Genomic DNA, 23423 nt, shown 5'->3' on the forward strand with positions numbered 1-23423 from the left:
ATTTAAATACTAGAATCTGTTCCAGTGAAGACAGAATATTCACCCGTTAATGGATCCATTTTTTTCAACTCTTTTGTTGCTAGATTATATTCGAACATGCCCACCATATTTGAGATTCCTACTCCATCTACCTCATGTGAATGACGAATTTCAATTGTATAAATTTGTTCAGATGTTTTCGTTGCATAAAATTGGTTATCTTCTGGCGATATTCCAGTAATTGAAACAACTTCATTTAACACTTTATTCAGTTCTTCTTCAGGTGTCGGTGTTGCTTCAGTTGTTTCTTGACTAGCCTTATCTGCTGCTTCCTTTGCTGCCGCGTCCTTTTCTGTTAACCAACTACCAATTTCATCATCTGAAGCAGTTTTGATGTCTTTACCTGTAGCTGTTGAAAATTCTTCAGCAGCTAAATCAGAAGTTCGTTCTGTTTTATAAGTAGAATTTTCAATAAGCGCTGTAGCTTCATCTGCTTTAGCTTTTTGAGCTTGAGCAAGTGTTATGTCTTCTTTCAAATTTGTAGCTTTTGTTTCGATCTCATCATACTCAGACAAATCATTTTGTAGCAATAGGCCAATTGTTCCTGCAGCTTCATCATATTTTTCAGCATCATACTGAGCTAATCCATCTGTGTACATTTTATTATAGGTTTCTTGTAATGATACTTCTTCTGTTGATGAATCTGTTGCTTGTGAGGATGATGACTCGGATACAGTTGATTCCGATACAACAGACTCTGATTGTGTTGCTTCAGAAGTTGCTCCTTCATTTTCATTATTTGTTCCACAAGCACTTAATGCCACCATACTTAAAGAGATGATTAATAGACGACTCCAATTTTTTTTCATTTCTTTTCCTCCTTGTAAAACTATTTCTTACTATTATTATACCCTATTTCATCTAACTCCTCATTCATTTCAAATAATTTAGTGAAAGTTTATCGTTTAAGCGTTAGTTCATTTGATATTATGAAGTGTTTCGCATGACAGTAGACAATAAAACAGACATTCTGTTATAGTTAAATGAATGAACAGAATGTTTGAATTCAAAAAAATGTTTATTTTATCCTTATATGGAGGTGAAAATATGAAAAAATTTATGGATGAATTTAAAGCATTTGCTTTTAAAGGAAATGTTCTTGATTTAGCCGTCGGTGTTGTTATCGGTTCTGCCTTTACAGCCATTGTTACTGCTCTTGTCAATTTTATTATTATGCCTCTTGTGGGTATTTTGACCGGCGGAACGGATATTCAAAATTTATCCATTGAAGTTGGAGGTGCTAAGTTAGAATATGGTGCTTTCTTGCAAGCAGTCGTGGATTTCATTCTAATTGCGCTTGTCATTTTTATCTTTATTAAATTCATTAATAATGCTGCAAATAAATTTAAAAAAGCCGAAGAAGTTGTTGATGAAGTTGAAATTCCGGTAGCAGAACAATACCTTAAAGAAATTCGCGATTTATTAGCAGCAGATAAAGAAAATCATAATAGCTAGGTTTCATATAGTATCTTAATCCCTAAGCGCTACTAGCATTAAAAAGCATTTGCTCTCTTCTAAATGACTATTACACGAAGAGGGCAAATGCTTTTTAAAATTTTTTAGAACTCTAAAATTCATGAAAAGCTGCATAGACTTCTTGTTTTTTTAACCCCCGCAATTTAGCAACTTCTTTAATGGCATCTTTACTAGTCAATTCTCTGTCGTTTATCATTACATCAACATGCTCTTTTAGTGATAAAGTTTCCCAACTAGTGTCTTCTTCTGCTAAAAGAGTCCCTTCACTATTACCTTCAATTATCAAACAAAATTCGCCTCTGATTTCATTCGTCATAGACCATTCAATCGCTTCTTCAATCGTTCCTCTTATAAATTCTTCATAGCGTTTCGTTAATTCACGGCAACAAACGATACGGCGATTCATTCCAAAAACAGTTGACATATTTTTCAAAACTTCTTTTAAACGGTGAGGAGATTCGTATAAGATAATCGTTTCAGGTCGATGGTTCAACTCTTCTAAAGCAACGAGTTGATCTTTTTTCTTACGCGGTAGAAAGCCAAAAAAATAAAACGGTTGAGGGCTTATGCCAGAAGCAATCAATGCTGTTAGTCCAGCGTTTGCTCCAGGCAAAGGAATAACTGAAATACCTGCTTGGATACACGCTACCACTAATTCATGACCAGGATCACTAATAGAAGGCATTCCTGCATCACTTACCTGTGCAATCGTCATCCCGGTTTCTAATTTTTCAATCAGTTGATGAATTCTTTCTTGTGTATTGTGCTCATGAAAACTGATTTGAGGTGTTTTTATTTCATAGTGATTCAACAGCTTTTGTGTTGTACGCGTATCTTCAGAAGCAATCAAATCTGCTTCTTTTAACAATCTTACTCCTCTAAACGTCATATCTTCCAAATTACCAATAGGCGTAGGGATAAGGTATAAACTTCCGCCTTGAGATTGCTCAAAACTCTTTTGACTCTGCATTTTTTTCACCTTCCTTTCTATTCATTTGCTCCATATTCACTAAACATGGATTCGTTAATTCCACGGGAAACATAATTCCTTGATTGGTCAAATAAGCGAGTTTATTTTTTCGAGTTTGCTTTTTAAAAGCATATTCTGCTTTTGTTGCTTCACTTCTAGAATAGTACCCTTCTGCGTAAATCATTTTTACCGGTCTTCTCGTTTGGGGCTTAGTATACTTAGCGCCAATACCTTGATTGTGTTCTAATTCTCTTCTCTCAAGATCTGTCGTATATCCGCCATACAAACTTCCATCTTGACAATATAAGACATAAAAATAACTAATGGATTCCATGCAGCATTGCACTCACTTCTGGTAGATAATTGTTGTCCTCGCTATATACAAATAACGGAGGTAAAACACGAAATCCTGTATCTTTTCCATCTTTTATCCCTTCAATCAATAGCGTATTAGCTTCTTTTCCAACTTTAGGGTAAACCAAACGCATCTTTTTGGGAGCAAGCCGATATTTTTTCATGGTTTCTAAGATTTCAATTAACCGATCTGGACGATGAACAAAGTAAGCTTTTCCATTCATTTTTAATAGATTGCTCGAAACTTTCATAACCTCATCTAAATTTGTATGCAACTCATGTCTGGCAATGGCTAAATGAGAATTAGGATTTTTTATACTTTTTTCTCCCACAGCAAAGTACGGCGGGTTACACGTCACTGTATCCACCGTATCTTTTTTAATCCACTTGGTTGCTTCACTTAAATCTCCATGTAGAATAGAAACTTGGTGCTCTAGTTCATTTAATTGGATGGTTCTTTTTGCCATGCCAACCAGTCTTTCTTGTATTTCAATTCCAATAATCGGACTACTTGTTTTTTGACTGAGCAACAAGCCAACAACTCCATTACCTGCACATAAATCAACCACTTTGGCACGATCATGTTTAGCAGGTTGAGCAAAATCTGCTAACAATACTGCATCTAATGAAAATGAAAAGACTGATGGGCTCTGGATAATGGATAAGTTGTGACTGAGCAACTTATCCATCCGTTCATCACCTTTTAACCACTGATTCACTATGACACTTCCTTCAATTATCATCGTTTTGACTATATAGTATGGTGTATCCACTAATAGGATGTAAGTAATCTCCTATTTATGACTCGTTTATTCTTCAATTTTCAAGATAATTTTTCCCGTATTTTTACTTTCTTCCATATAACGATGAGCTTTAGCTACATCCTCAAGCATAAAAGCAGTATCTACAATAGGTTTGATTAATTCTTTTTCAAAATATGGCATAACTTTTTCAATGAACTCATTGGTTAACTGAGCTTTATACTCATCGCTTCTTGGTGTTAACAACGTACCTTTTAAGGTAATCCGTTTTTGCAATAACATACCTAAATTGACATTTTCGACTATTGCTCCACCTAATACGCCAATTACAATCCAACTTCCATCGGTTTTTATGCTATTAAAATTCTTTTCCCAATATGAAGCACCAATGAAGTCTAGTATCAAATCAACACCTTTTTGTTCAGTGTAGTCTAGTACGATTTGATCAAACTCTTCTTCTTTATAATTGATTAGTTTATCTGCGCCCAGTTCCTTACAAAACTGCAATTTTTCATCTGAACCTGCAGTAACAATGACCCGTGCTTTTGTCATTTTTTTTGCCAACTGAATAGCTGCTGTTCCTACACCACTTGCTCCCGCATGAATCAAAACCGTCTCTTCTGGTTTTAAATTTCCTAACCAATAAAGGGTTTGATAGGCCGTTAGAAAGACTTCTGGAATAGCTGCTGCTTCTTCATAGTTCATGTTATCCGGTATAATAATGGCACGATCTGAAGGCATTACTACATACTCTGCATAACCACCATGATTCACCAGTCCTGCGACGCGTGTTCCAGGAACCATTTCTTTATGCACTATACTGTTATTTTCAACTACAACGCCTGCAACTTCCACTCCTAATATTGGATAAGGCTTAGCCAATTGCTTATTTTCGCGTGTCATGATATCGGTTCTATTTATAGCGCTTGCTTTAACTTTAACTAACAGTTGATCTTCTTTGGCTTCTGGAATTGGCTTTTCTTGGATCTCTAATACTTCACTATCACCTGGTTGTTTAATGGATACAGCTTTCATTATATGCATTTCCTCCTTAGTTTTCTGCTAATTTCACTATAACATGCAACAGTTGCCTTTTCTATGAATCTTCTTTAACTACTCATCCACTAAAGTAACGGCTACATGATCAAAAATCGAGGACAAACACAAAAAACTTGTAGCCATTTCATCCATACGGTTACAAGTCTTTTTTATTCAGTTGGCAGTTATCTTCTTTCACCATAAATTACATCTAAACAAAAGGCGCAAGGCTCATCATTTACTCTTCTTGAACCATAGAATACATTGCACACATGAAATCCATCTTCATATAGTTTTTCAAGATTTAAACGCGATTTACTCATTTCTGGTTCTACAACTTCCTCGTCTGATCGTTGCAGTTTTTCAAGATCACTTAATCGGTCTCTCAAGTGTTGATTTTCAATACGAAGAGTAGCATTCTCTTCAACCAATCGTTCAACCTCTTTTTTTATTTTAGAAATTTGATGAAGAGTAGCATCCGTATCAAGTTCTATTTGAGTAAAACTATCATATAAAGTTTTTTTGTCCATCCATTTTCACCCACTCTTTGCTATGATCATCGTTTTATTCATCTTTATGCCTTTTACTTCATTAATTGTAAAACTAGTTGTTCAAAAACACCTTGAGCATTAACATTACTCTCTAGTTTTTTACGACTGAGTAAGACTGCTTCAATAGCTTGCACCATGGCTTTACTTGAATACTGTGTTTTAATGTAATCTAATTCTTTTTGATATCGTGCATACGCCAATACATCAACTGTACCATAATGGAGCATCAATATATCTCGATAGGCTAACAAAATTAAATCTATTAACCTTCGATGTGCATCGCGATCCTTAAAATGAGGCATAATCGTTGTTTGCACATAAATAAAACTTTGATTATCTTTATTTGTAATCAGTGTAAACCACTTCCAAATAATCGTTTTGGCTTCTTGAAACCATTCATCTTCATTCAGTTCAAGTGCTTCTTCTACACTATTGGTCAATTGCACCAACAATGATGCCTGATTGTTTGAAAGTCCTTTAGCTTCAAGTTCAGTCATCAATTTCTTTTTAGTTAAAGGTTGAAAGTGAACCAATTGACATCTCGATAAAATAGTTGGGAGTATGCGGTTCTTAGCAGTTGTCAATAAAAATGCTACGGCGCTACCTTCAGGTTCTTCTAAAAATTTGAGCAAACTATTCGCAGCTCCTGGAGTCATTTTTTCAACATCTTCCACAATGAAGATCTTCTGTTGACTTTCTACTCCGCTTTTTGAAAACTCTGCTTTTAAATTACGAACTTGTTCTACTTTTATAGATAAGCCATCTGGCACAATTTCTATCACATCTGGATGTTGATGATCAAAGACGCGTCGGCAGTTTTGGCAGTTTTCACAAGGGAGATTTTCAGAACCTTCTTTGCAAAGTAAACTAGCTGCTAACCACAAACTCATCTCTTTTTTACCGGTTCCTGAAACGCCTTCAAAAAGGTACGCATGAGCTAATTGCTTTTGTTGGACTGTCTTTTTGAATTGCTTAAGTAATAAAGGCTGTAGCCAAATTAATTTTTCTTCGATTTTCATCACAACCCGAATTTAAAATTGTTGAAATTGATCAACTGGTAATACAAAGACAGTAGCTCCACCGACTTGAACTTCCACTGGATAAGGCATATTTGTTTCCATGGAAACGTCTAAACTGACAGGAGGAGTCATAAATTGTTCTCTGGATTGACAATTTTTATGAATAAGATCTAACACGTCATCCACACGTTCTTCCTCAACACCTATAATAAAAGTTGTGTTTCCTGCTTTTAAAAAGCCTCCAGTTGTTGAAAGCTTAGTGGCACGTATGCCTGCATCTACAAATTCATTAGACAGACGTCCTCCGTCTTTATCTTGAACTATCGCTAATATTAATTTCATCGCACATCAACCCCTCTTTTTATACTCTTAGTTTCTCAATAATAACTTGATAACATTGTTCAACGACTGTTTTTAAATCTTGGCTTGCATCAATCTGAACAATTCTATCAGGATGCTCGTTTGCAATCATTAAATACGCCGATCGAACTTTTTCATGAAACTCCAGTGTCTCTTGATCCAAACGATCAAATTGGCGATTATTTTTATTTTGGTTGATCCGTTCTAAACCCGCATAAGCTTCAATATCTAAGTAAAGCGTTATGTCAGGAGAAAGATTTTCTGTTGCAAATTGGTTTATTTCAGCTACCTCAGAAACTCCAATACCACGAGCGACTCCTTGATAAGCCAATGAACTATCTACAAAGCGATCACAAATCACTATTTTTCCGGCTTTTAAAGCTGGAATAATTTTTTCTACTAAATGCTGCCTTCTACCGGCTGCATACAATAATGCTTCTGTACGCATATCCATTTCAGTATTCGTTGGATTTAAAATAAGTTCACGAATTTCTTCGGCGATCCGACTTCCACCAGGTTCTCTTGTTGCAACAATATCTTGTTGAACTGCTTTTACCAACATTGGGATCAATTTCTTTATAACGCTGGTTTTACCTGCACCATCGGGACCTTCAATTGTAATAAATGTGCCTTTCACTATTCTAAGCCCCTAACTTCTTAATTTAGCTTTATAGCTACTTTCATTATACTGTATCTATGGCTGACAGTCTAATAGCTTTTCTTTATTGTTAGCCATAGAATCAGTCATTTTCAGAAAAAACAGTGAGTTCCATTTTATTTCCGAGTCCAACCACTCTCATTGACTGCTTGATAAAATGGTTCAATTGTCTGATGTGCTCAGTTGTAATTCTTTCCCCTTTTAAGACCAAGGGGATACCAGGTGGATAGGGCGTTATATTTTGTGCAGCAATTTGCCCTTCAGAATCCGCTAAAAGAATGTACTCCATCCTACTGCTCATTTGATTCTTATAGCTCAAGTCTAGCTCCGTATAAGAAGCTATTGGAAATTTAGTTTTTTCGTTTTTTATTTCATTCGTTTTTGGGTGTTGCGGTAATTGTATAGAAAAAGGCTCTCTTACTTCGGTCGCTTGCTTCAATAATGGAAAGGTTAGCAACACTGTAAACTGGTCTACCTTTTCACTAAAAACACCTTGGTTTTCTAGATGTGTCGCTAGTGCTTCACCACTATGATTTTCCCAAGATACTCTTACTTTTAGCGGATCATTACTCTGAAAGATCTTCAGACCATCCTTCTCAAATTGAATTTTCCACAAATCACGATACGCTAAAGTGGCTTTCAAGTCATTTTCATTAAAAAAGGCTAGAAAGTAGCGCGCGTATTCTAATGAGAGCATCAATGGATAAGAGGGACTACTCGATTGAAAAACATGCAAATAATGTTCAATTTTGTGTTTTGTAAGAGGGGGTACATGATGTCCAAGATGCAGATAAGCTGTTTGTGTAAGGGAAGGCAGCATCTTGTGTGCCGATTGTACCACTACATCTGCCCCTAGATCTAATGCTGATGTTGGAAATGGTTCTCCTAGTGTAAAGTGCGGTCCATGAGCTTCGTCTACTAAAACGAAGCATTTCCTTTTTCTTGCATAGGCAATTAACTCCTCAAGAGGATAAACCATTCCATCATATGTAGGATACGTAACGATCAATGCTGTTATAGATGGGTAGTGTTCAAAAGCTTCTTCCAACCTTGCTAAAGTAATTCCTAGAGGCGTTGAGCCTGAGTCTGTCAGTTCAGGTGTTAAAAAAATTGGACGCAATTCAGCTAATTCTAGTGCATGAATAACGGATTGATGGCAATTGCGATCAACAAATACTTGGTCTCCTTTAGTTGTGGCTCCCATAATCATTGCTAAATTACCCACAGTCGAGCCATTGATCAAATAATAGCTTTTCTTGCTGCCATACAGTGTACCTAGCAAATCTTGACTCTCTTTTAAAGCACCAACCGGTTCATGCAAATAATCCAATTCTGAAACTTCCGTTTGATCAAAAGAAAGCATCGAATGAAAAGAAGTTATGTGTTCATCCCAGTTTACACCATTTTTATGTCCAGGTACATGGAATGAAACCTTTTCCTTCTTTCTATGTTGATTTAAAACTTCAAATAGAGGGCGACGATGCTGTTCTTCACCGTTAGTTTTTTTATTCATCCTCGCTCCTCCTTTTTTTTGTTTACTTAAAGAATTCTAAAGTAGACGTGTCACCTTTAATGTTTCTTTTTTTTGCTTCTTTAAATAAATAGAAATACTTCGCTTTAGCTAATTTGGTTTGAGCAAACAGTAAACTGTCTTTTTCAATAACGGAATGCTCAATTCTTTTAGCATACTCCCATTTTCCTTTTGTTTCCGTCATCAATTTTAGCAAGGCTGCATCGTACTCTCTTCGTAATGCGTATTTTTTCTTAAATAGCATTTTGTTAGCCTCCTTCCTAAATCCTGTCTAAAGTTCTCTACGCCCTTCCACTGCTTTCAGCAATGTGATTTCATCGGCATACTCGATGTCGCTTCCTACTGAAAGCCCATGAGCCAATCGTGTTACTTTAATTCCAGCTGGTTTGATTAACCTTGATAAATACATCGCTGTGGCTTCGCCTTCAGCAGATGCATTCGTTGCAATAATCACTTCATTTATTTCGTCAGACTGCAATCTCTTGATTAAACTTGGTATATTGATATCTTCTGGACCGGTTCCTTCTATTGGAGAAAGAACACCATGTAGCACATGGTACAATCCATGATATTCACGCATTTTTTCTAACGCCATAACATCTTTTGGATCTTCTACTACTAAAACAGTACTTCTATCACGTGATTTGTCTTGGCATATTTGACAGGGATCATCTTCAGTAATTTGGCCGCAATTGGAGCAATAATGCAAATCTCTTTTCGCACTAATCAATGATTTAGCAAAATCAGTTACATCTTCTTCACGCATATCAATCGTAAAAAAGGCTAATCGCGCAGCTGTTTTTGCTCCAATTCCAGGTAGTTTCATGTAACTGTCCATTAATTTTGATATCGGTTCTGGATATTGCATAGTCATTTCCTTTCTTAATCCTTTAGACGGACTTTATAGAATTCAAAAAACGGGACCCACAAGGAATCCCATTTTGATCATTATCTGTTTGGTTCATTAGTTTAAAGTCCGGGAATCCCTTTAGTGTATTTCCCCATAGTAGCTTGTGTTTCTACCTCTACTTTTTCTAAAGCATCATTTGTTGCCAAGATAATCAAGTCTTGCAACATTTCAATATCTTCAGGATCCACGGCTTCAGGTTTGATAGAGATGTCTTTCATTTTCTTTTCTCCTGTTAACGTTACTGTGACCAAGTCTCCATTAGATGTTCCCATAAATTCTTTTGCATTTAAATCTTCTTGAGCTTTCGCCATATCTTTTTGCATTTTTTGCATTTGTTTCATCATACCTTGCATATTTCCCATTCCGCGCATTGTATTCTTCCTCTCAATTGATTATTTTTTAATCATTTTTCACTTCAACTATTTCTTCTCCAAACAACTGCATGGCTTCCGTAACAATCGTTTCCTCTTCGTCAGGTTCAGGTAAAACCGATTCTAAACTATTTAAATTTTCTTGCTCAAAATCAGAGGCCGTTTGGTTAGGCTTCTTAGTAGCAGGAGAATCGACTTTTTCAGTTGGACGATTCTTCAACAACTCTTTATTTTGCTTTAAGAATTGCTCTCGAATAACGGGCCATTGTTCTGAAGGAACACAGATCATTTGTGGAGAATAGCCCACTAACCGTCTTAAATCTTCACTTACGGCTTCAAGCAATTCATTATCATTAGTAGCCTTTTGACATAAAATATCATACTCAAATGAAACAATCAAGCCATTAGGACTCGCCGCGACTGGTGTGGAAGCTTTCATTATGGCTCTTTGAGTGACAGAAAGCATATTTAATAAATCAGGCCAAATATCAATCAACTGTGCTAAATTTTCCTTTGTAGCTTCACTCAATACTTTGTAGATAATTGTCGTATTGGTTTTAAACTGATTGTTTCCAGGTTTAGCAGTCGCTTTAGGCGCTTTCTTGGTTGGTTGAGGCGTACTGCCATTCTTAGCCAGTTCTTTAAGTTGTTTCCTCATTTGACTGAGCTCTTTTTCCATATTTGCCATTTTTTGTTGCTCAACTTGCCCGAGTTCATTGCCATTTAATTTTTCAACTGAGGCATTGTTTGGCGCTTCTTTAATATCCGTTAACTGGGTCAATTTTACAGTAGCAACTTCTAAATAGACTTCTGCATGGTTCGTAAACCGTATCTCTTGTTGAGTATCATTCAAAAGTTCAATCACTTTATACAGCTGTTGGGCTGTAATCGTTTGACTAAGGCTTTTAAATCCTTCGTCAACATTTGCACCTTCCAGTAAATCCGTCATCTGAGGAGCTTGTTGGTAAACCAATAAATCTCGACTAAATAGAATTAAATCCTCTACAAAACGACTGGCGTCTTTTCCTTCTGCTAAGATACTCTGCAAAAGAGACAATCCTTTTTCCGTATTGTGTTGAATAATAGAATCGAAATAATCTAAAACCAATTCTTGCGTCAAACTTCCAGTCACACTCATTGCATTTTCAACGGTCACTGAATCGTCTCCATATGAGATAGCTTGGTCTAGTATACTCAATGCATCTCGCATGCCACCCTCCGCTGCTCTAGCAATAACGGTTAACGCCTCTTCTTGGTACTCTATTTTTTCTTGGCCTAAGATATACGCCATGCGTTCACAACTATCTCGAACGCTAATCCGTTTGAAATCAAAACGCTGTGTTCGAGATATAATGGTTAGTGGAATTTTATGAGGCTCTGTTGTAGCTAAAATAAAAATAACATTTTTAGGCGGTTCTTCTAATGTTTTTAGCAACGCATTAAAAGCTCCCGTGGTTAACATGTGGACTTCATCAATAATATAAACCTTATATTCTGCACTAGTGGGAGCATATTTGGCTTTATCCCGAATATCTCGAATTTCTTCTACTCCATTGTTGCTGGCCGCATCAATCTCAATCACATCATTTAACTGACCTTGAGTAATAGACTGACACATTTCACACTCATTACAAGGCTCGCCATCTTTTAAGTTGGGACAATTAATCGCTTTAGCAAAGATCTTTGCTGCACTCGTTTTTCCTGTTCCACGTGGCCCAGTAAAGAGATAAGCATGACTTGTTTTCTCTTGTGCTAAAGCATTTCTTAACGTTTGTGTAATAGCTTTTTGCCCAGCAATATCTTGAAACCGTTGTGGACGCCATACTCGATAAAGTGCTTGATAACTCATGCATTTCTCCCTTTCTTGAACCGTTCATCATTACTCTTTATTATACGTTATTTGAAGGGAAATTTAAACAGCTAGACAGTGACTCTTTTTAGTTTCGTTGATCATCTGTCTATTGCATTGCCTTCATCTTAAAATATAATCGCAAACAAAAAAGAAACCGTTGATTAGATAATCAACGGTTTCTTTTTTTGTTCTATGTACATACGGCACATGACGAAACATCCTTAGTGCTGCTTCCTTCCGGATCTGACACGATTCGAAAGTTCATCATTGCCATACGGCCTTGCGGCATTTCTTATTATAAAGGAATATCAAATGAAAAGCCAGTGTTTTTTTTATTAAATAAGTTGCACTGTAAAAACATACGACATATTTTCGGTTAATACGAGAAAGCTTTTATACCATCTTTATTTTATTGAAGGTCTTTACATATTCATCTATTGATTGAATGTATTCTTCTTTTTCTTCTTCAGAAATCCAAGCAATAGCAAAAGAGTTTTTAACTAATTGAATAACTTGTTCTGTGGTTAGTGAATAATTTTCAGCTAGTGCATACAAATCATCTGAAATGTAACTTTGGAAATACGCTGGGTCATCTGAGTTTACAGTCACTTTTACTCCTTGTTCCAATAACTCGATAATTTCTTTTCCTTTCATATCTTCCACTACAAAACTATTTGAAACTGGGCAACAAGTTAAACCAATATTGTTTTCTTTAATGTAATTTACCAAATCTTGGTTTTCAACAATGTTGGTTCCGTGATCAAGTCTTTCAACTTTTGCATCAAAAAGTGCTTGACGAATGTGTTCAATCGAATTTTCTTGATCGATATCACAGTGCATCGTGATATGAAACTCTTCTTCTTTTGCTTTTTTAAATACATCAAAAAACTTACTTGGTGGATTGCCTCTTTCATCAGAATCGAGCCCGATTCCAACTATTTTATCTTTATATGGAAGAGCTTGTTCAAATGCTTCCATAGCTTATTCTGCAGACATATCTCGTAAAAAACACATGATAAGGTTTGCGCTTATTCCTAAATTAGAACTATCTTGAATAGCACGATAATATCCATTAAACATCTTTTCGAAGCTAACTCCTCTTGAGGTATGTGCTTGAGGGTCAAAAAACACTTCTACATGTCTTACATTATGCTCTTTAGCTTTTTTTAAATATTCCCATGCCAATTCATAAAAGTCTTCTTCTGTTTGCAATACATTCATTGCTGGGTAATACACATTCAAAAAAGAAGATAGAGAATCAAATTGATAACTTTTTTTAACTTCTTCAATGGTTTCTTGTCCGATAGTAATTTTATTTTTTCTAGCTAATTTTAATTTCAATTCAGGTTCTAAAGTCCCCTCCAAGTGAAGATGCAGTTCTGCTTTCGGTAACATTTTAATAAATTCTTTTGTTGGATAATTTATTGGCATCAGATATTCTCCTTTAGTTTAATTTTTCCGTCATTTACTTTTGCTAAAAAAACGAACAAATAATTATATTTAAATAAAATTATACGCTTTTTGACTATTTTTTCAATAGTTAATTGCCTTTTAAAAATATATAGACACCCTTAACGAACCTTAATTAAAATAAGTTGTTTCCATTTATTCAGTTGATTCTTAAAAGTCGTTTGTATCTTGAAACCAAAACTTTTATAATAGAATCGACTACCAAAAGGAGACAACGGAATGATTAAAAACGCTATATTTGTGAACGACTTAACTTGTTCATTTAACAATAACCTTGTATTAAATGGTATCTCTTTTTCTGTTCCATCTAACTCTACATGTGTCATCATTGGACCCTCTGGCTGCGGAAAAACGACTATTCTTAATGCTTTAGCTGGATTTATTAAACCTATCAGTGGAGAGTTAAGAATAAATGATGTTCCAGTAACAGATTTTCCTAAACAGACTGGAATGATACTTCAAGAGTACGCTTTGCTTCCATGGTGTACCGTTTTTGACAATGTCGCCATGGGTCTTAAAATAACCCATCACAATCCGAAAAGAATTAAAGAAAAGACCAATCAAATTTTAAAAGAATTAAGTATTTTAAATCTAGGGCAGTACTACCCTTCTCAGTTAAGTGGCGGACAAAAGCAACGTGTAGCAATTGCACGAAGTTTAAATTTAAATCCTGAGATTCTTCTTTTAGATGAAGCAACTTCAGCTTTGGATGCAATGACCAAAGAAAAATTGCAGGACATGCTTTTGTCCATTCATCAAACAAAAAATACGACTCTTTTGCAAGTGACCCATTCGATAGAAGAAGCCGTATTTTTAGGAGATCAGATCATTGTTATGAATCAAGGCGGAATACACGATATCATCCAAAATCCTTTATTTGGAATTGAAAATAGTCGTAAAAACACAGCTTTTTATGACATGTGCTTAAGGGTTAGAGAAAGTTTAGAAAACGGTACACGACATGAATAAACAGATAAAAATGACTTTAGATACTCTGATTGGCTTGATAGGATTATTTTTGGTTTGGGAGTGTCTCTATTATGTCATTGCACATCCAGTTATTCCAAACCCAATCAAAACCCTTCATTTATTTATCCAGTTATTCCCAGTACTCCTTCCTCATATCTTCAGCAGCTTATCTCGAATTTTATCAGCTATTCTTATTTCTGTTTTGATTGGTGTGCCTCTAGGAATTTGGATTGGAGCCAGTAAATGGGCTAATCAATTATTATCTCCCTTACTGTATCTCATTTATCCAATACCAAAAGTCGCATTTTTACCAGTCTTTATGTTGCTGTTTGGTTTAGGTGATGCTTCAAAAATTAGTCTAGTTGTCTGGATTATTGTTTTTCAATTAATTCTATCCGTACGTGATGGCATCAACCAAATTAATCCATCTTACTATAAAGTCATGCGTATGATTCATGCGAGTCACTGGCAAACCTTTATCTATCTTCTATATCCAGCTATTCTTCCTCAAATTATCAGTGGGCTACGTGTCTGTATTGGAATTGCGGTAGCCTCCCTATTTTTTGCAGAAAATTATGCTACCCAATATGGCCTTGGTTATTACATCATGAATGCTTGGTCTGTCATTGATTATCCGCAAATGTTCTGCGGTATATTGGCACTTTGTGTCCTTGGATTTTTATTATTCAAACTGATTGATCTTCTAGAACGCTTGTTAACCCCTTGGAGTAAATCAGCTTGATTGGATATTGACTAAAAAAAACAACTCAATTTGAATGATTCTCTTTAGAAGAGCCATTCAAATTGAGTTGTTTTTGCTACTTATTCAGCATCGAGAAATCAGTCAATTCTTCGTACGTATAATCTTTGCTGATCATGTCTTTTTCTTTTGTCCACTCTTCAATACTAGTATATTGTTCTTCAGTGACCGTTGTTGCTTTAGTGTAGTCTTCTTCTTTATTAGATAAATACTCTCCCATTTCTTTAGGGAAATTATACTCATTTAAAACGGTACTGTATTCAGATGGATCAGTGGAGTTTATATACTCGACTGCTTTATCATAGGCGCGATAAAAAGCAGCGATATCATCAGTTTTTTCTGCTACATTCTCCGCACTAAACAAAATCGTTCCACCTTTTATTCCGTACTCTGATGAACTTGCCAACACATGCGCCCCATTTACTTTAAGTGCTGTAGCTTGAGGTTCAGTGAAGATAACCGAATCAATTTGATTTTCAAGTAATGCTTCGTATCTTGCAGGGATAGACGGGATAGACACTACTTCATAACCAATTTTATTTTTAGCAGCTATTTCATCCATAATGTATTCCAATAGAAGTTTAGGAATTAATGAAACATTTTTACCATCTAATTGTTTTATGTCTGTAATTCCTGAATCAGGTGAAGACAACAATTTAAATTCCTCATTTATATCTGATGTGATTGTTAAATCGATTCCGCCTTCCCGAAATGAAAGAGCCGTCATCACATCTGCAATCATCCCATCCAGTTCACCAGACTGAGCAGCTGCATTACGATCATTTGGCGAATTAAACGCTGTAATATCTACAGCTACTTCTTCATCTTCAAAATACCCATTTTCTTCTGCTAATATAATTGGAATAGCCGATTCTGCTGGCAAGGTACCAAATCTAAGTGGTTCGTTTGAACTTCCTGAAGAACTTGTTTCACCATTTTGAACAGCTTCATTAGCATTTGAACAAGCCGCAAGTGTGAATGCGCCTACCAATAATAGTATCACTACTATGAGCAGTCTAACCACTTTTTTCATTTACTCGCTCCTTTTTCTACAATTGTTTTAAAATTTTCTAGTGTGCAACCAAGAGTAACAGTATCTCGGTGTAGTTCTAGCACTGATGTACTTGCTGTGTTCACACCCGGAACAGTGGTAAACGCATACTTTATACCTGTTTCAGCCAATCGCTCTATATCCTTAGGTGCATAAATGCCAAATGGATACGCAAATACATCTGGGTAAGTCACATACTCTCCACATTCCGCCAAATCTTTTTTCAACTCTTGTAGAGAGGTCGCCTGCATTTCGCTCGTCCCATCTGGATATCGCTTATGAAGATGAGTTGTGTGATTGCCTAATTCGACTACATCAAGCATCTCTTCCAGTTCTTGCTTACTCATAACCTTAGATATTGACGGATCAAAATATTCTCTTTCATTGGATAACCAGCCTAATACGACAAAACTAACGGCATGGAATTGTAGTTCTTTTAAAATTGGGTATGCATACTGATACACTGACTGAAAAGCATCATCGATTGTTAATAAAACCGATTTTTCTGGAAATTGAGTGCCTTTTTCATAAAAGTCTTTTATTTCTTGAAGTGTTAAGGTATGGTAACCTTCAGTTTTTAAATACATCATTTGTTCTTTAAAATCATCTATGTAACTGAAAAGTACTTTTGGTAAGGCATCTTGATACTGTTGTTCTACGGAAATAGTTGAGGGACTTGTAGCATCAATATCACCTCGCTTTCTAAATTCATGATACATTAAAACAGTAAAACTCATGGTAGACTCTCCTTTTTTGTGAATAAATTCACTTAAATTAATAAAATAATAAACTTTTCCTGAATGAATCATACCACGTATTTAGAACTAAATTCACTAACTTTTTCAAACAATTTGAACAAAAGACAGAACCGAGCTCTATTCAACTAACAGAGCTCGGTTCTGTCTTTTATTATTTTACTCTTTTTCATCCTCTATGTATTCTTCTTTTCTTTTTGAACTTTTAAAATTACTTTAATCTATAAGTATAATGTAATCGCATCATAATTATCTGTATTGTATTTTTCTATTTCACCTGTCCGGATTTCAAAAATTTGATCCATCTGGCTCAAAATGGTTGCTAATAATTCAATTTTTTTACTTTGAACTAGTTTCGTTGATTTAAGAATAGCTAAATAATTTTCCCGAAAATCTTGAATATTCCCCATTCATGATTCACCCTATCTCTAAACAATCATAATAAAACGTCTTTATCTATTCTAAAATAACAGCCTTTACTTTATCCAACCTAGATTGTACATCTTTCTCTCTAGTTTATCCTGTATTTTGCTTCCATTTTTTATTGTACCATCGTAAATTTAATTTAAGGTACATTAATCTGATGTTAAGTGGTATTATTATAAAAAATGTACTAGATACTTTTAGGAAGTGAACTAATGAAAATAGGAAGTTCTAGAGAGACTTGGGTCGAGATATCTCTTGATAATGTAGAAAACAATATAAAAAAATTCAAAAAAATCCTTTCATCAGATACAGCTTTGATGGCAGTTGTAAAGGCTGATGGATATGGTCATGGAGCAAAAGAGATCGCTGAAACGGCTATTGAAGCAGGGGCAACTTATTTGGCCGTAGCTTTTCTAGATGAAGCAGTAGCTTTACGAAAAGCCGGATTCTCCATTCCAATTCTAATTCTTGGTTATACGAGTTTAGATACTGAAACCATTGAAAAAGCAATCGACTATGGTCTTACATTAACAGTGTACTCTAAAGAAGCTGTTGATAGAATTCAACAGTTAGCTGATCAAAAGAAAAAAGTTTGTCACATTCATTTGAAAATTGATAGTGGAATGAATCGAATTGGCGTACGCACTGCAGAAGAAGCCTTACAAATTGTAGCATCCATTACTTCAGATTATTTACTCTTGGAAGGTATTTTCACCCATTTTGCGGATGCTGACGCTATTGAATCTACCTTTGTTCATGAACAATTTAACCATTTCATGCACATTGTTTCCGAAATTAAACAAGCAGGGTACACCATTCCAATAAAACATTGCTGCAATACTGCAGCAACTATCGCTTTTCCTGGAATGCATCTGGATATGGTTCGAATCGGTATTGGGCTTTATGGTTTATATCCAGAGCAACACCTACAAGATCACATTGAGTTAAAACCCGCGATGACTTTTAAAACGAAGCCGATTTTAATTAAAAAAGTTCCAGCCGGACAAAGTGTTAGCTACGGACGCACCTACACAACAACAAAGGATTCCATTATTGCAACTATTCCTGTAGGCTATGCAGATGGTTTTTCAAGGGCTTTATCCAACAATGGGAATGTAATGCTAGATGGGCATAAAGCGCCTATTGTCGGACGAGTATGTATGGATCAAACAATGGTAGACCTTACTGACATTGATCCAGTTCATTTTGATAAAGAAATCATTCTTTTTGGAGATCCTAAGGATAACTGTATTTCCATTAGCGAAGTCGCTGCACAAATGAATACGATCCATTACGAAGTGGCTTGTTTGGTAGGAAAAAGAGTACCTAGAGTTTACCTCAGTCACAATAAGATAATAGTTGCTACTGGATTAGTAAAACCTTAACTAGATATAACTATAAAAATAAAACCTAGTGCATACTGTAAATTAACAGTATGCACTAGGTTTTATTTGGTGGTTTTATACCAGTGTAGGGCTAATTGTTCTATTTCTTTTAACACTGTCCTCTTAGCCTCTATATAAGCAGTAATATCATTTGGATACTGTAACGCACTTTCTTTTTTTAACTGTCCATACCTTTGAGCTTCTTTAGGGTGCGCTCTTAAATAATCACGAAAAGCTAAGTGACGTGTAATTTCTTGATTGTCTATTTGAAAAAGATGCACATGATGGGTGCGATGGTCTCCGCCTTTTTCAAAATAACGTCTACCCGTCAAACCATTCTCACCCTTTACCACATATCCCAACTGTTCCATTTCTTCATTCAATGTATCTACTTGATGCAAGTTATAAACTACAGGCATTAAATCAATAATCGGCTTTGCCGCTAATCCTGGAACAGCTGTACTGCCAATATGAAAAACCGTATGACTATTTTTTTGGAATAGTTGATGAAGAATTTTTTTCTCTTTTTCAAACAACAGTAGCCATTCTGTTTGATAATCCAATACTTCTACTTTTCTCATCTTCGCTCACCAGCCTGTACTTTAGTTCTCGAACATGTAGCTTAGTCTCTTCTTAGTGACTCTACTGGATCTAATTTGGCCGCTTTTGCTGCAGGCATTAACCCGGCTACCATACTGATGAAAATACTTAGCACAATACCAGACACAGCATACATTGGTGTTAAATTAACAATAGTAACATCGAAATAGTTTGTACTTACAGCATTAGCAGCTAGTGACAATCCCCAAGCAATACCAACTCCAAACAGTCCGCTAAATAAACCAATTAAGAAAGATTCAGATACAAAAATACGACGAATGTCTTTTTTACGCCCTCCAATTGCTTTGATGACCCCAATTTCTTTTGTACGTTCAACTACACTGATGTAGAGAACGGTTAAGATCATAATAGCTGATACAATTAACGAAATCCCTGCAACTCCTGCTAATACATACGTAAAAATATCTAGCATCTGACTAAACGTATCAGCTAAGGCTTCAGTTGTAGAGCCTTTGTAGTTTAAATCCTCAACTTCAGCTTTGATAGACTCTGTATTATCCGCATTATCTGAAACAAGGTAAACAATATTAGGATTTAGTTCGCCGCTAGCTTCTTCTACAAACGATTTTAAATCATCATAGGTCAAATATACCGTGTCCAATCCTCCTTCAGAACCATAAATACCGCTGACCGTCATTTTTAGATCCAGTGGCTCTTCATTAACAATTGTTTCAATCTGAATATCCTGTCCGACAAGATCTTCACCTAAAGTATCAGCCATATTTTGAGTGATCACAACTTCACCCTCTTTAGGCAATGATCCTTCTATAATGTCTGCACTAGTAATCATGGAAGAAACAGTTGTTACACTCATAAACTGAGCAACATTTCCATCAAAGGTTGCTTTGTTTGTTCCAATAGAAAAATTAGTAAAGCCTTCTTCGACAGCCTCTACATGATCAATTCCAGATAGTTCTTCAATATTTTCTGCTTCAAATGATACTGCGCTGGATAACCCTAACATAGGATTTTGATCTTGCATTTCATTTACATCTGTCTGATTTCCTGTTTCTTCATCTGGCATATGAACTTCACTAACCAACGGATTCACTTGACTATTCATAGTATCCGTTAAATAGGCGTTTACTCCGTTACCTAGAGAAAGCATCAAAATAACACTCATGATTCCGATGCTTCCACCTAGTGCTATCAAAATATTACGAGATAACTTTTCTTTCATGTTTAGCAATGCTAATTTCATTGCTCCAAACAAACTCAAATTTTTATTTCGGTTTGGTTTGCTTGTTTTGTATTTATTATCTGTAACCGTTAAGGTATCTTTTACTTGATCATTGATTACTCGTCCATCATCAATCGTCACAACTCGACTAGAATAAGCTGCTACTCTTTCAGAATGAGTTACCATAATGACAAGTTTCCCATTTTCGGCAATCTCTTTGATCATTTCTAAGACTTGCTCCGTTGTTTCTGAATCCAACGCTCCAGTTGGCTCATCTGCAATAATAATATCAGGATCATTCACTAACGCACGAGCAATGGCTACACGTTGTTTCTGTCCTCCAGATATTGCATCAGGCTTTTTGTGTAATTGATCTTGCAGACCTACCGCAGCTAATATTTCTTTAGCTCTTTTCTCACGTTCCGCCTTCGATACATTCGACAACGTCATAGCCAAGGTTACATTATCTAAAACGGATAAGTGCGAAATCAGATTGAAACTCTGAAATACAAACCCGACTTTTTCTTTATGGTACTGTACTAAATCTTTTTCAGAATAGTCGCGAATATTATCACCATCAACAACGATTTCACCTTGAAAATCAGAATCTAATCCACCAATTAAATTCATCAGTGTAGATTTCCCACTACCTGATTCTCCAATGATGGAAACCAATTCTCCTTTTTCAAAAGACAAATTAACATCTTTCAATGCTTGAAATGTTTCTCCACCACTAATTTTATATGACTTATACACGTGTTTTAATTCCATTACAGGCATCTTTATTCTCCTTTAATTCTTGTATGTCTTATTTTTTGTAGAATGTTCTAATATTACTACTTTTGTAACGATTAAACAAGCGTTATCTCTGTTCTTTACATCCTAAACGAAATGGATATTATGTACTACTCCAATAATCGTTACCTTTTATCTTTATTTTGGTTGACAATAGATTTTTGACCTCTTATACTAAAAATAGAGGTGAACTTATGTCTACAAAATTACGCATTCTTTCTTTATTAGAACAACAAAAAGGAAACAGCATTTCTGGACAATCCTTAGCAGATAGCTTGGGGCTTTCAAGAACATCTATTTGGAAAGCCATCAAATCTTTGCAAGAAGAAGGATACATCATTGAAGCAGTTACAAATAAAGGTTACCGACTTTCTTTAAGTTCAGATATTCTTTCTACTGATGGGATTAGATCCTATTTAAAACCTAAATTACAGAGTTTTCCTATTTATCCATTTAAAACAATTGATTCTACAAATAGTGAAGCTCGAAAACTTGCCATGCTAGATTCAACACACCAAGGACTTGTTGTATCTGAAGAACAAACTAATGGACGAGGAAGATTAGGCAAATCGTTTTATTCACCTAATCAAACTGGGGTGTACTTAAGTTTTTTTCTAAAACCTAATTTAAATATGGCGGATGCTGCTCTAGTTACTACGGCTGCGGCTGTAGCTGTTTGCTTAGCTATTGAAAAAATAACCACTAAACAACCCCAAATTAAATGGGTAAACGATATTTATCTTAACGAGACAAAAATATGTGGGATTTTAACAGAAGCTGTCTCCGATTTTGAAAGTGGAAAAGTAGAAACATTGATTGTTGGTATAGGGGTAAATGTTAAAGAACCTTCCACTGGTTTTCCAGATGAGTTGACTACTATTGCAGGATCCCTTCTTTCTTCTAAAGAAACAGAACATTTTGACCGCAATCTTTTAGTGGCCGAAATTACGAATCATTTCTATGACATCTACCAAACCATTGAAGATCGTTCTTTTCTGGATGAATATAAAAAACGTTGTTTTGTCATTGGTAAAAAGATTACCTTTAAAGAACGCAAGCAAGAATTTGAAGCTATTCCAATTGATATTGATTCTCAAGGAGGGCTAGTAATCCAAATGGCTGATGGTCATCAACGGACATTGTCTTACGGAGAGATTGTTATGAAAAAACTGTTCCAGTAATTTATTGGTGCATTTAAAAGGGAGACACTTATGTCAAAATTAACTATACGAGAAGTAACTTTTTGCAGTCTTATGGCGGCATTAACTTATATTAGCAGTTTTATCAGCTTACCTTTAGGGCCAGTCCCGTTTACATTGCAAACATTATTTGTCTTGTTAACGGGTCTGATTTTACCTAAAAGAGCAGCTTTTATAGCACAAGTATTGCATTTATTCTTAATCTTGCTCTTTAAAGGATTTCAATCCTTTTTTAGTCCTAGTTTTGGATTTGTATTTGGTTTTATTATTGGAGCTTACGTGATGGCTTGGTTTTTAGAAAGCAGAGGATTTACAACAAAGTCTGCCATATGGGCTCTCTTAATTGGTTCAAGTATTTTTTATTTGTTTGGCTTACCTTATATGACTATTATTGTAAGAGGCTATCTTCATTTGACAATGAGCACTAGCCTTATCTTAAAAACCGGATTTTTATTGTTTATTCCAGGCGATATCCTTAAAGCTATTTTTGCTTTTCTTATTGGTTCACGTTTGCAACCTTTAGTGCGTCGACTGCCCAACTAATGATGAACAATAAAACAGTTTAATTCATTATTACACCAACTAAAAAGGGTACCAAGAATGTGTTCACATTATCTTGGTACCCTTTTTTCATTCTCTTTAATTGCTTAATTATTTAGTATCATCTGTTAAGATTTTTTGCACGCGACCAACTTGGTCTCCTTCTTTTAACATTACTTTAATGCCATGTGGGTGCTGAGCACTATTTGTTAAAATGCGTTTCACATGGCCTCTAGTTAATTTATTCGTGCGTTGATCTTTTTTTAAAACAATATCGACTAATCCATCAATTTTAATATTCGCTCTTGATTTTCCATCCATTGCTATCCGCTCCTTTAACTAGTTGTAGTGTAGCACATTCTCTACATTTCATGCTACTTCT

General features: G+C 35.4%; 26 protein-coding genes, 1 other RNA gene and 1 pseudogene. 6 read left to right on the forward strand and 22 right to left on the reverse strand.

The window, feature by feature from the left end:
- Positions 1-2: 2 nt before the first annotated feature.
- Positions 3-848 carry a hypothetical protein gene (locus ACKI3H_RS06945; RefSeq protein ID WP_407371556.1) on the reverse strand — a complete coding sequence of 282 codons (846 nt, stop codon included), beginning with the start codon at positions 846-848 and terminating at the stop codon, positions 3-5.
- Between the two features lie 238 nt (positions 849-1086).
- On the opposite strand from ACKI3H_RS06945, the gene mscL reads away from it, so the two are divergent.
- Positions 1087-1494 carry a large conductance mechanosensitive channel protein MscL gene (mscL, locus tag ACKI3H_RS06950; protein ID WP_407371557.1) on the forward strand — a complete coding sequence of 136 codons (408 nt, stop codon included), beginning with the start codon at positions 1087-1089 and terminating at the stop codon, positions 1492-1494.
- A gap of 112 nt (positions 1495-1606) precedes the next feature.
- On the opposite strand, the gene rsmI is transcribed toward mscL, so the two are convergent.
- The 15 genes and pseudogenes from rsmI to add form a co-directional block, all read right to left on the reverse strand.
- Complete coding sequence (gene rsmI / locus ACKI3H_RS06955; RefSeq protein WP_407371558.1) at positions 1607-2485, reverse strand: 16S rRNA (cytidine(1402)-2'-O)-methyltransferase; 879 nt, start codon at positions 2483-2485, stop codon at positions 1607-1609.
- Positions 2463-2819 (reverse strand): GIY-YIG nuclease family protein, encoded by a 357-nt coding sequence (locus ACKI3H_RS06960; RefSeq protein WP_407371559.1) that lies wholly within the window; start codon positions 2817-2819, stop codon positions 2463-2465. Before ACKI3H_RS06960 ends, rsmI begins: the two co-directional genes overlap by 23 nt.
- Complete coding sequence (locus ACKI3H_RS06965; protein ID WP_407371560.1) at positions 2806-3582, reverse strand: tRNA1(Val) (adenine(37)-N6)-methyltransferase; 777 nt, start codon at positions 3580-3582, stop codon at positions 2806-2808. Before ACKI3H_RS06965 ends, ACKI3H_RS06960 begins: the two co-directional genes overlap by 14 nt.
- A gap of 66 nt (positions 3583-3648) precedes the next feature.
- Positions 3649-4635: an NAD(P)H-quinone oxidoreductase gene (locus ACKI3H_RS06970; RefSeq protein WP_407371561.1), complete on the reverse strand. Its 987-nt coding sequence runs from the start codon at positions 4633-4635 to the stop codon at positions 3649-3651.
- Between the two features lie 188 nt (positions 4636-4823).
- Positions 4824-5168 carry an initiation-control protein YabA gene (locus ACKI3H_RS06975; protein ID WP_407371563.1) on the reverse strand — a complete coding sequence of 115 codons (345 nt, stop codon included), beginning with the start codon at positions 5166-5168 and terminating at the stop codon, positions 4824-4826.
- 53 nt (positions 5169-5221) lie between these two features.
- Complete coding sequence (holB, locus tag ACKI3H_RS06980; protein ID WP_407371564.1) at positions 5222-6208, reverse strand: DNA polymerase III subunit delta'; 987 nt, start codon at positions 6206-6208, stop codon at positions 5222-5224.
- A 12-nt stretch (positions 6209-6220) separates the two neighbouring features.
- Complete coding sequence (locus ACKI3H_RS06985) at positions 6221-6550, reverse strand: cyclic-di-AMP receptor (protein WP_407371565.1); 330 nt, start codon at positions 6548-6550, stop codon at positions 6221-6223.
- Between the two features lie 19 nt (positions 6551-6569).
- Positions 6570-7205, reverse strand: a complete 636-nt coding sequence (tmk, locus tag ACKI3H_RS06990) for a dTMP kinase (protein WP_407371566.1) — start codon at positions 7203-7205, stop codon at positions 6570-6572.
- Positions 7206-7308: 103 nt separating this feature from the next.
- Complete coding sequence (locus tag ACKI3H_RS06995; protein WP_407371567.1) at positions 7309-8739, reverse strand: aminotransferase class I/II-fold pyridoxal phosphate-dependent enzyme; 1431 nt, start codon at positions 8737-8739, stop codon at positions 7309-7311.
- A 22-nt stretch (positions 8740-8761) separates the two neighbouring features.
- Positions 8762-9001 (reverse strand): YaaL family protein, encoded by a 240-nt coding sequence (locus tag ACKI3H_RS07000; RefSeq protein WP_407371568.1) that lies wholly within the window; start codon positions 8999-9001, stop codon positions 8762-8764.
- A 27-nt stretch (positions 9002-9028) separates the two neighbouring features.
- The gene (gene recR / locus ACKI3H_RS07005) at positions 9029-9625 is read right to left on the reverse strand and encodes a recombination mediator RecR (RefSeq protein WP_013709925.1); all 597 of its coding nucleotides are present in this window, start codon (positions 9623-9625) and stop codon (positions 9029-9031) included.
- A gap of 101 nt (positions 9626-9726) precedes the next feature.
- Positions 9727-10038, reverse strand: coding sequence for a YbaB/EbfC family nucleoid-associated protein (locus ACKI3H_RS07010; RefSeq protein WP_013709924.1), 312 nt, complete (start codon positions 10036-10038; stop codon positions 9727-9729).
- Between the two features lie 28 nt (positions 10039-10066).
- Positions 10067-11887, reverse strand: coding sequence for a DNA polymerase III subunit gamma/tau (gene dnaX, locus ACKI3H_RS07015; protein ID WP_407371569.1), 1821 nt, complete (start codon positions 11885-11887; stop codon positions 10067-10069).
- Between the two features lie 194 nt (positions 11888-12081).
- An RNA gene (gene ffs / locus ACKI3H_RS07020) (signal recognition particle sRNA small type) lies at positions 12082-12170 on the reverse strand.
- A 113-nt stretch (positions 12171-12283) separates the two neighbouring features.
- A pseudogene (gene add / locus ACKI3H_RS07025) lies at positions 12284-13321 on the reverse strand (adenosine deaminase).
- A 258-nt stretch (positions 13322-13579) separates the two neighbouring features.
- Between add and ACKI3H_RS07030 the strand changes: the two are divergent.
- Complete coding sequence (locus ACKI3H_RS07030; protein WP_407371570.1) at positions 13580-14329, forward strand: ABC transporter ATP-binding protein; 750 nt, start codon at positions 13580-13582, stop codon at positions 14327-14329.
- Complete coding sequence (locus tag ACKI3H_RS07035) at positions 14322-15071, forward strand: ABC transporter permease (RefSeq protein WP_407371571.1); 750 nt, start codon at positions 14322-14324, stop codon at positions 15069-15071. Before ACKI3H_RS07030 ends, ACKI3H_RS07035 begins: the two co-directional genes overlap by 8 nt.
- 76 nt (positions 15072-15147) lie before the next feature.
- On the opposite strand, the gene ACKI3H_RS07040 is transcribed toward ACKI3H_RS07035, so the two are convergent.
- The 3 genes from ACKI3H_RS07040 to ACKI3H_RS07050 all read right to left on the reverse strand — a co-directional run bounded on the left by ACKI3H_RS07040 (position 15148) and on the right by ACKI3H_RS07050 (position 17305).
- Complete coding sequence (locus tag ACKI3H_RS07040) at positions 15148-16122, reverse strand: ABC transporter substrate-binding protein (RefSeq protein ID WP_407371572.1); 975 nt, start codon at positions 16120-16122, stop codon at positions 15148-15150.
- On the reverse strand, positions 16119-16877 hold the full coding sequence (locus tag ACKI3H_RS07045) for a polysaccharide deacetylase family protein (protein ID WP_407371573.1): 759 nt from the start codon (positions 16875-16877) through the stop codon (positions 16119-16121). The genes ACKI3H_RS07040 and ACKI3H_RS07045 overlap by 4 nt, the downstream gene beginning before the upstream one ends.
- 239 nt (positions 16878-17116) lie before the next feature.
- A complete protein-coding gene (locus tag ACKI3H_RS07050) occupies positions 17117-17305 on the reverse strand; it encodes a hypothetical protein (protein WP_407371574.1) in 189 nt (62 codons plus the stop codon).
- A 228-nt stretch (positions 17306-17533) separates the two neighbouring features.
- On the opposite strand from ACKI3H_RS07050, the gene alr reads away from it, so the two are divergent.
- Positions 17534-18706, forward strand: a complete 1173-nt coding sequence (gene alr, locus ACKI3H_RS07055) for an alanine racemase (RefSeq protein WP_407371575.1) — start codon at positions 17534-17536, stop codon at positions 18704-18706.
- A gap of 62 nt (positions 18707-18768) precedes the next feature.
- Here the strand turns inward: alr and ACKI3H_RS07060 are convergent, their stop codons facing one another.
- Both ACKI3H_RS07060 and ACKI3H_RS07065 read right to left on the reverse strand, forming a co-directional pair.
- Positions 18769-19287 carry a GrpB family protein gene (locus ACKI3H_RS07060; RefSeq protein ID WP_407371576.1) on the reverse strand — a complete coding sequence of 173 codons (519 nt, stop codon included), beginning with the start codon at positions 19285-19287 and terminating at the stop codon, positions 18769-18771.
- A 41-nt stretch (positions 19288-19328) separates the two neighbouring features.
- Positions 19329-21287 carry an ATP-binding cassette domain-containing protein gene (locus ACKI3H_RS07065; protein WP_407371577.1) on the reverse strand — a complete coding sequence of 653 codons (1959 nt, stop codon included), beginning with the start codon at positions 21285-21287 and terminating at the stop codon, positions 19329-19331.
- A gap of 209 nt (positions 21288-21496) precedes the next feature.
- Between ACKI3H_RS07065 and ACKI3H_RS07070 the strand changes: the two genes are divergently transcribed.
- Positions 21497-22483 carry a biotin--[acetyl-CoA-carboxylase] ligase gene (locus ACKI3H_RS07070; RefSeq protein ID WP_407371578.1) on the forward strand — a complete coding sequence of 329 codons (987 nt, stop codon included), beginning with the start codon at positions 21497-21499 and terminating at the stop codon, positions 22481-22483.
- Positions 22484-22513: 30 nt separating this feature from the next.
- Positions 22514-23044 (forward strand): biotin transporter BioY, encoded by a 531-nt coding sequence (locus ACKI3H_RS07075; protein ID WP_407371579.1) that lies wholly within the window; start codon positions 22514-22516, stop codon positions 23042-23044.
- 108 nt (positions 23045-23152) lie between these two features.
- Here ACKI3H_RS07075 and ACKI3H_RS07080 read toward each other — a convergent pair whose 3' ends face one another.
- Complete coding sequence (locus tag ACKI3H_RS07080) at positions 23153-23362, reverse strand: YwbE family protein (RefSeq protein WP_350466872.1); 210 nt, start codon at positions 23360-23362, stop codon at positions 23153-23155.
- Positions 23363-23423 lie beyond the last annotated feature (61 nt).

This window comes from Carnobacterium sp. (assembly GCF_045617425.1).
GTDB lineage: Bacteria > Bacillota > Bacilli > Lactobacillales > Carnobacteriaceae > Carnobacterium_B.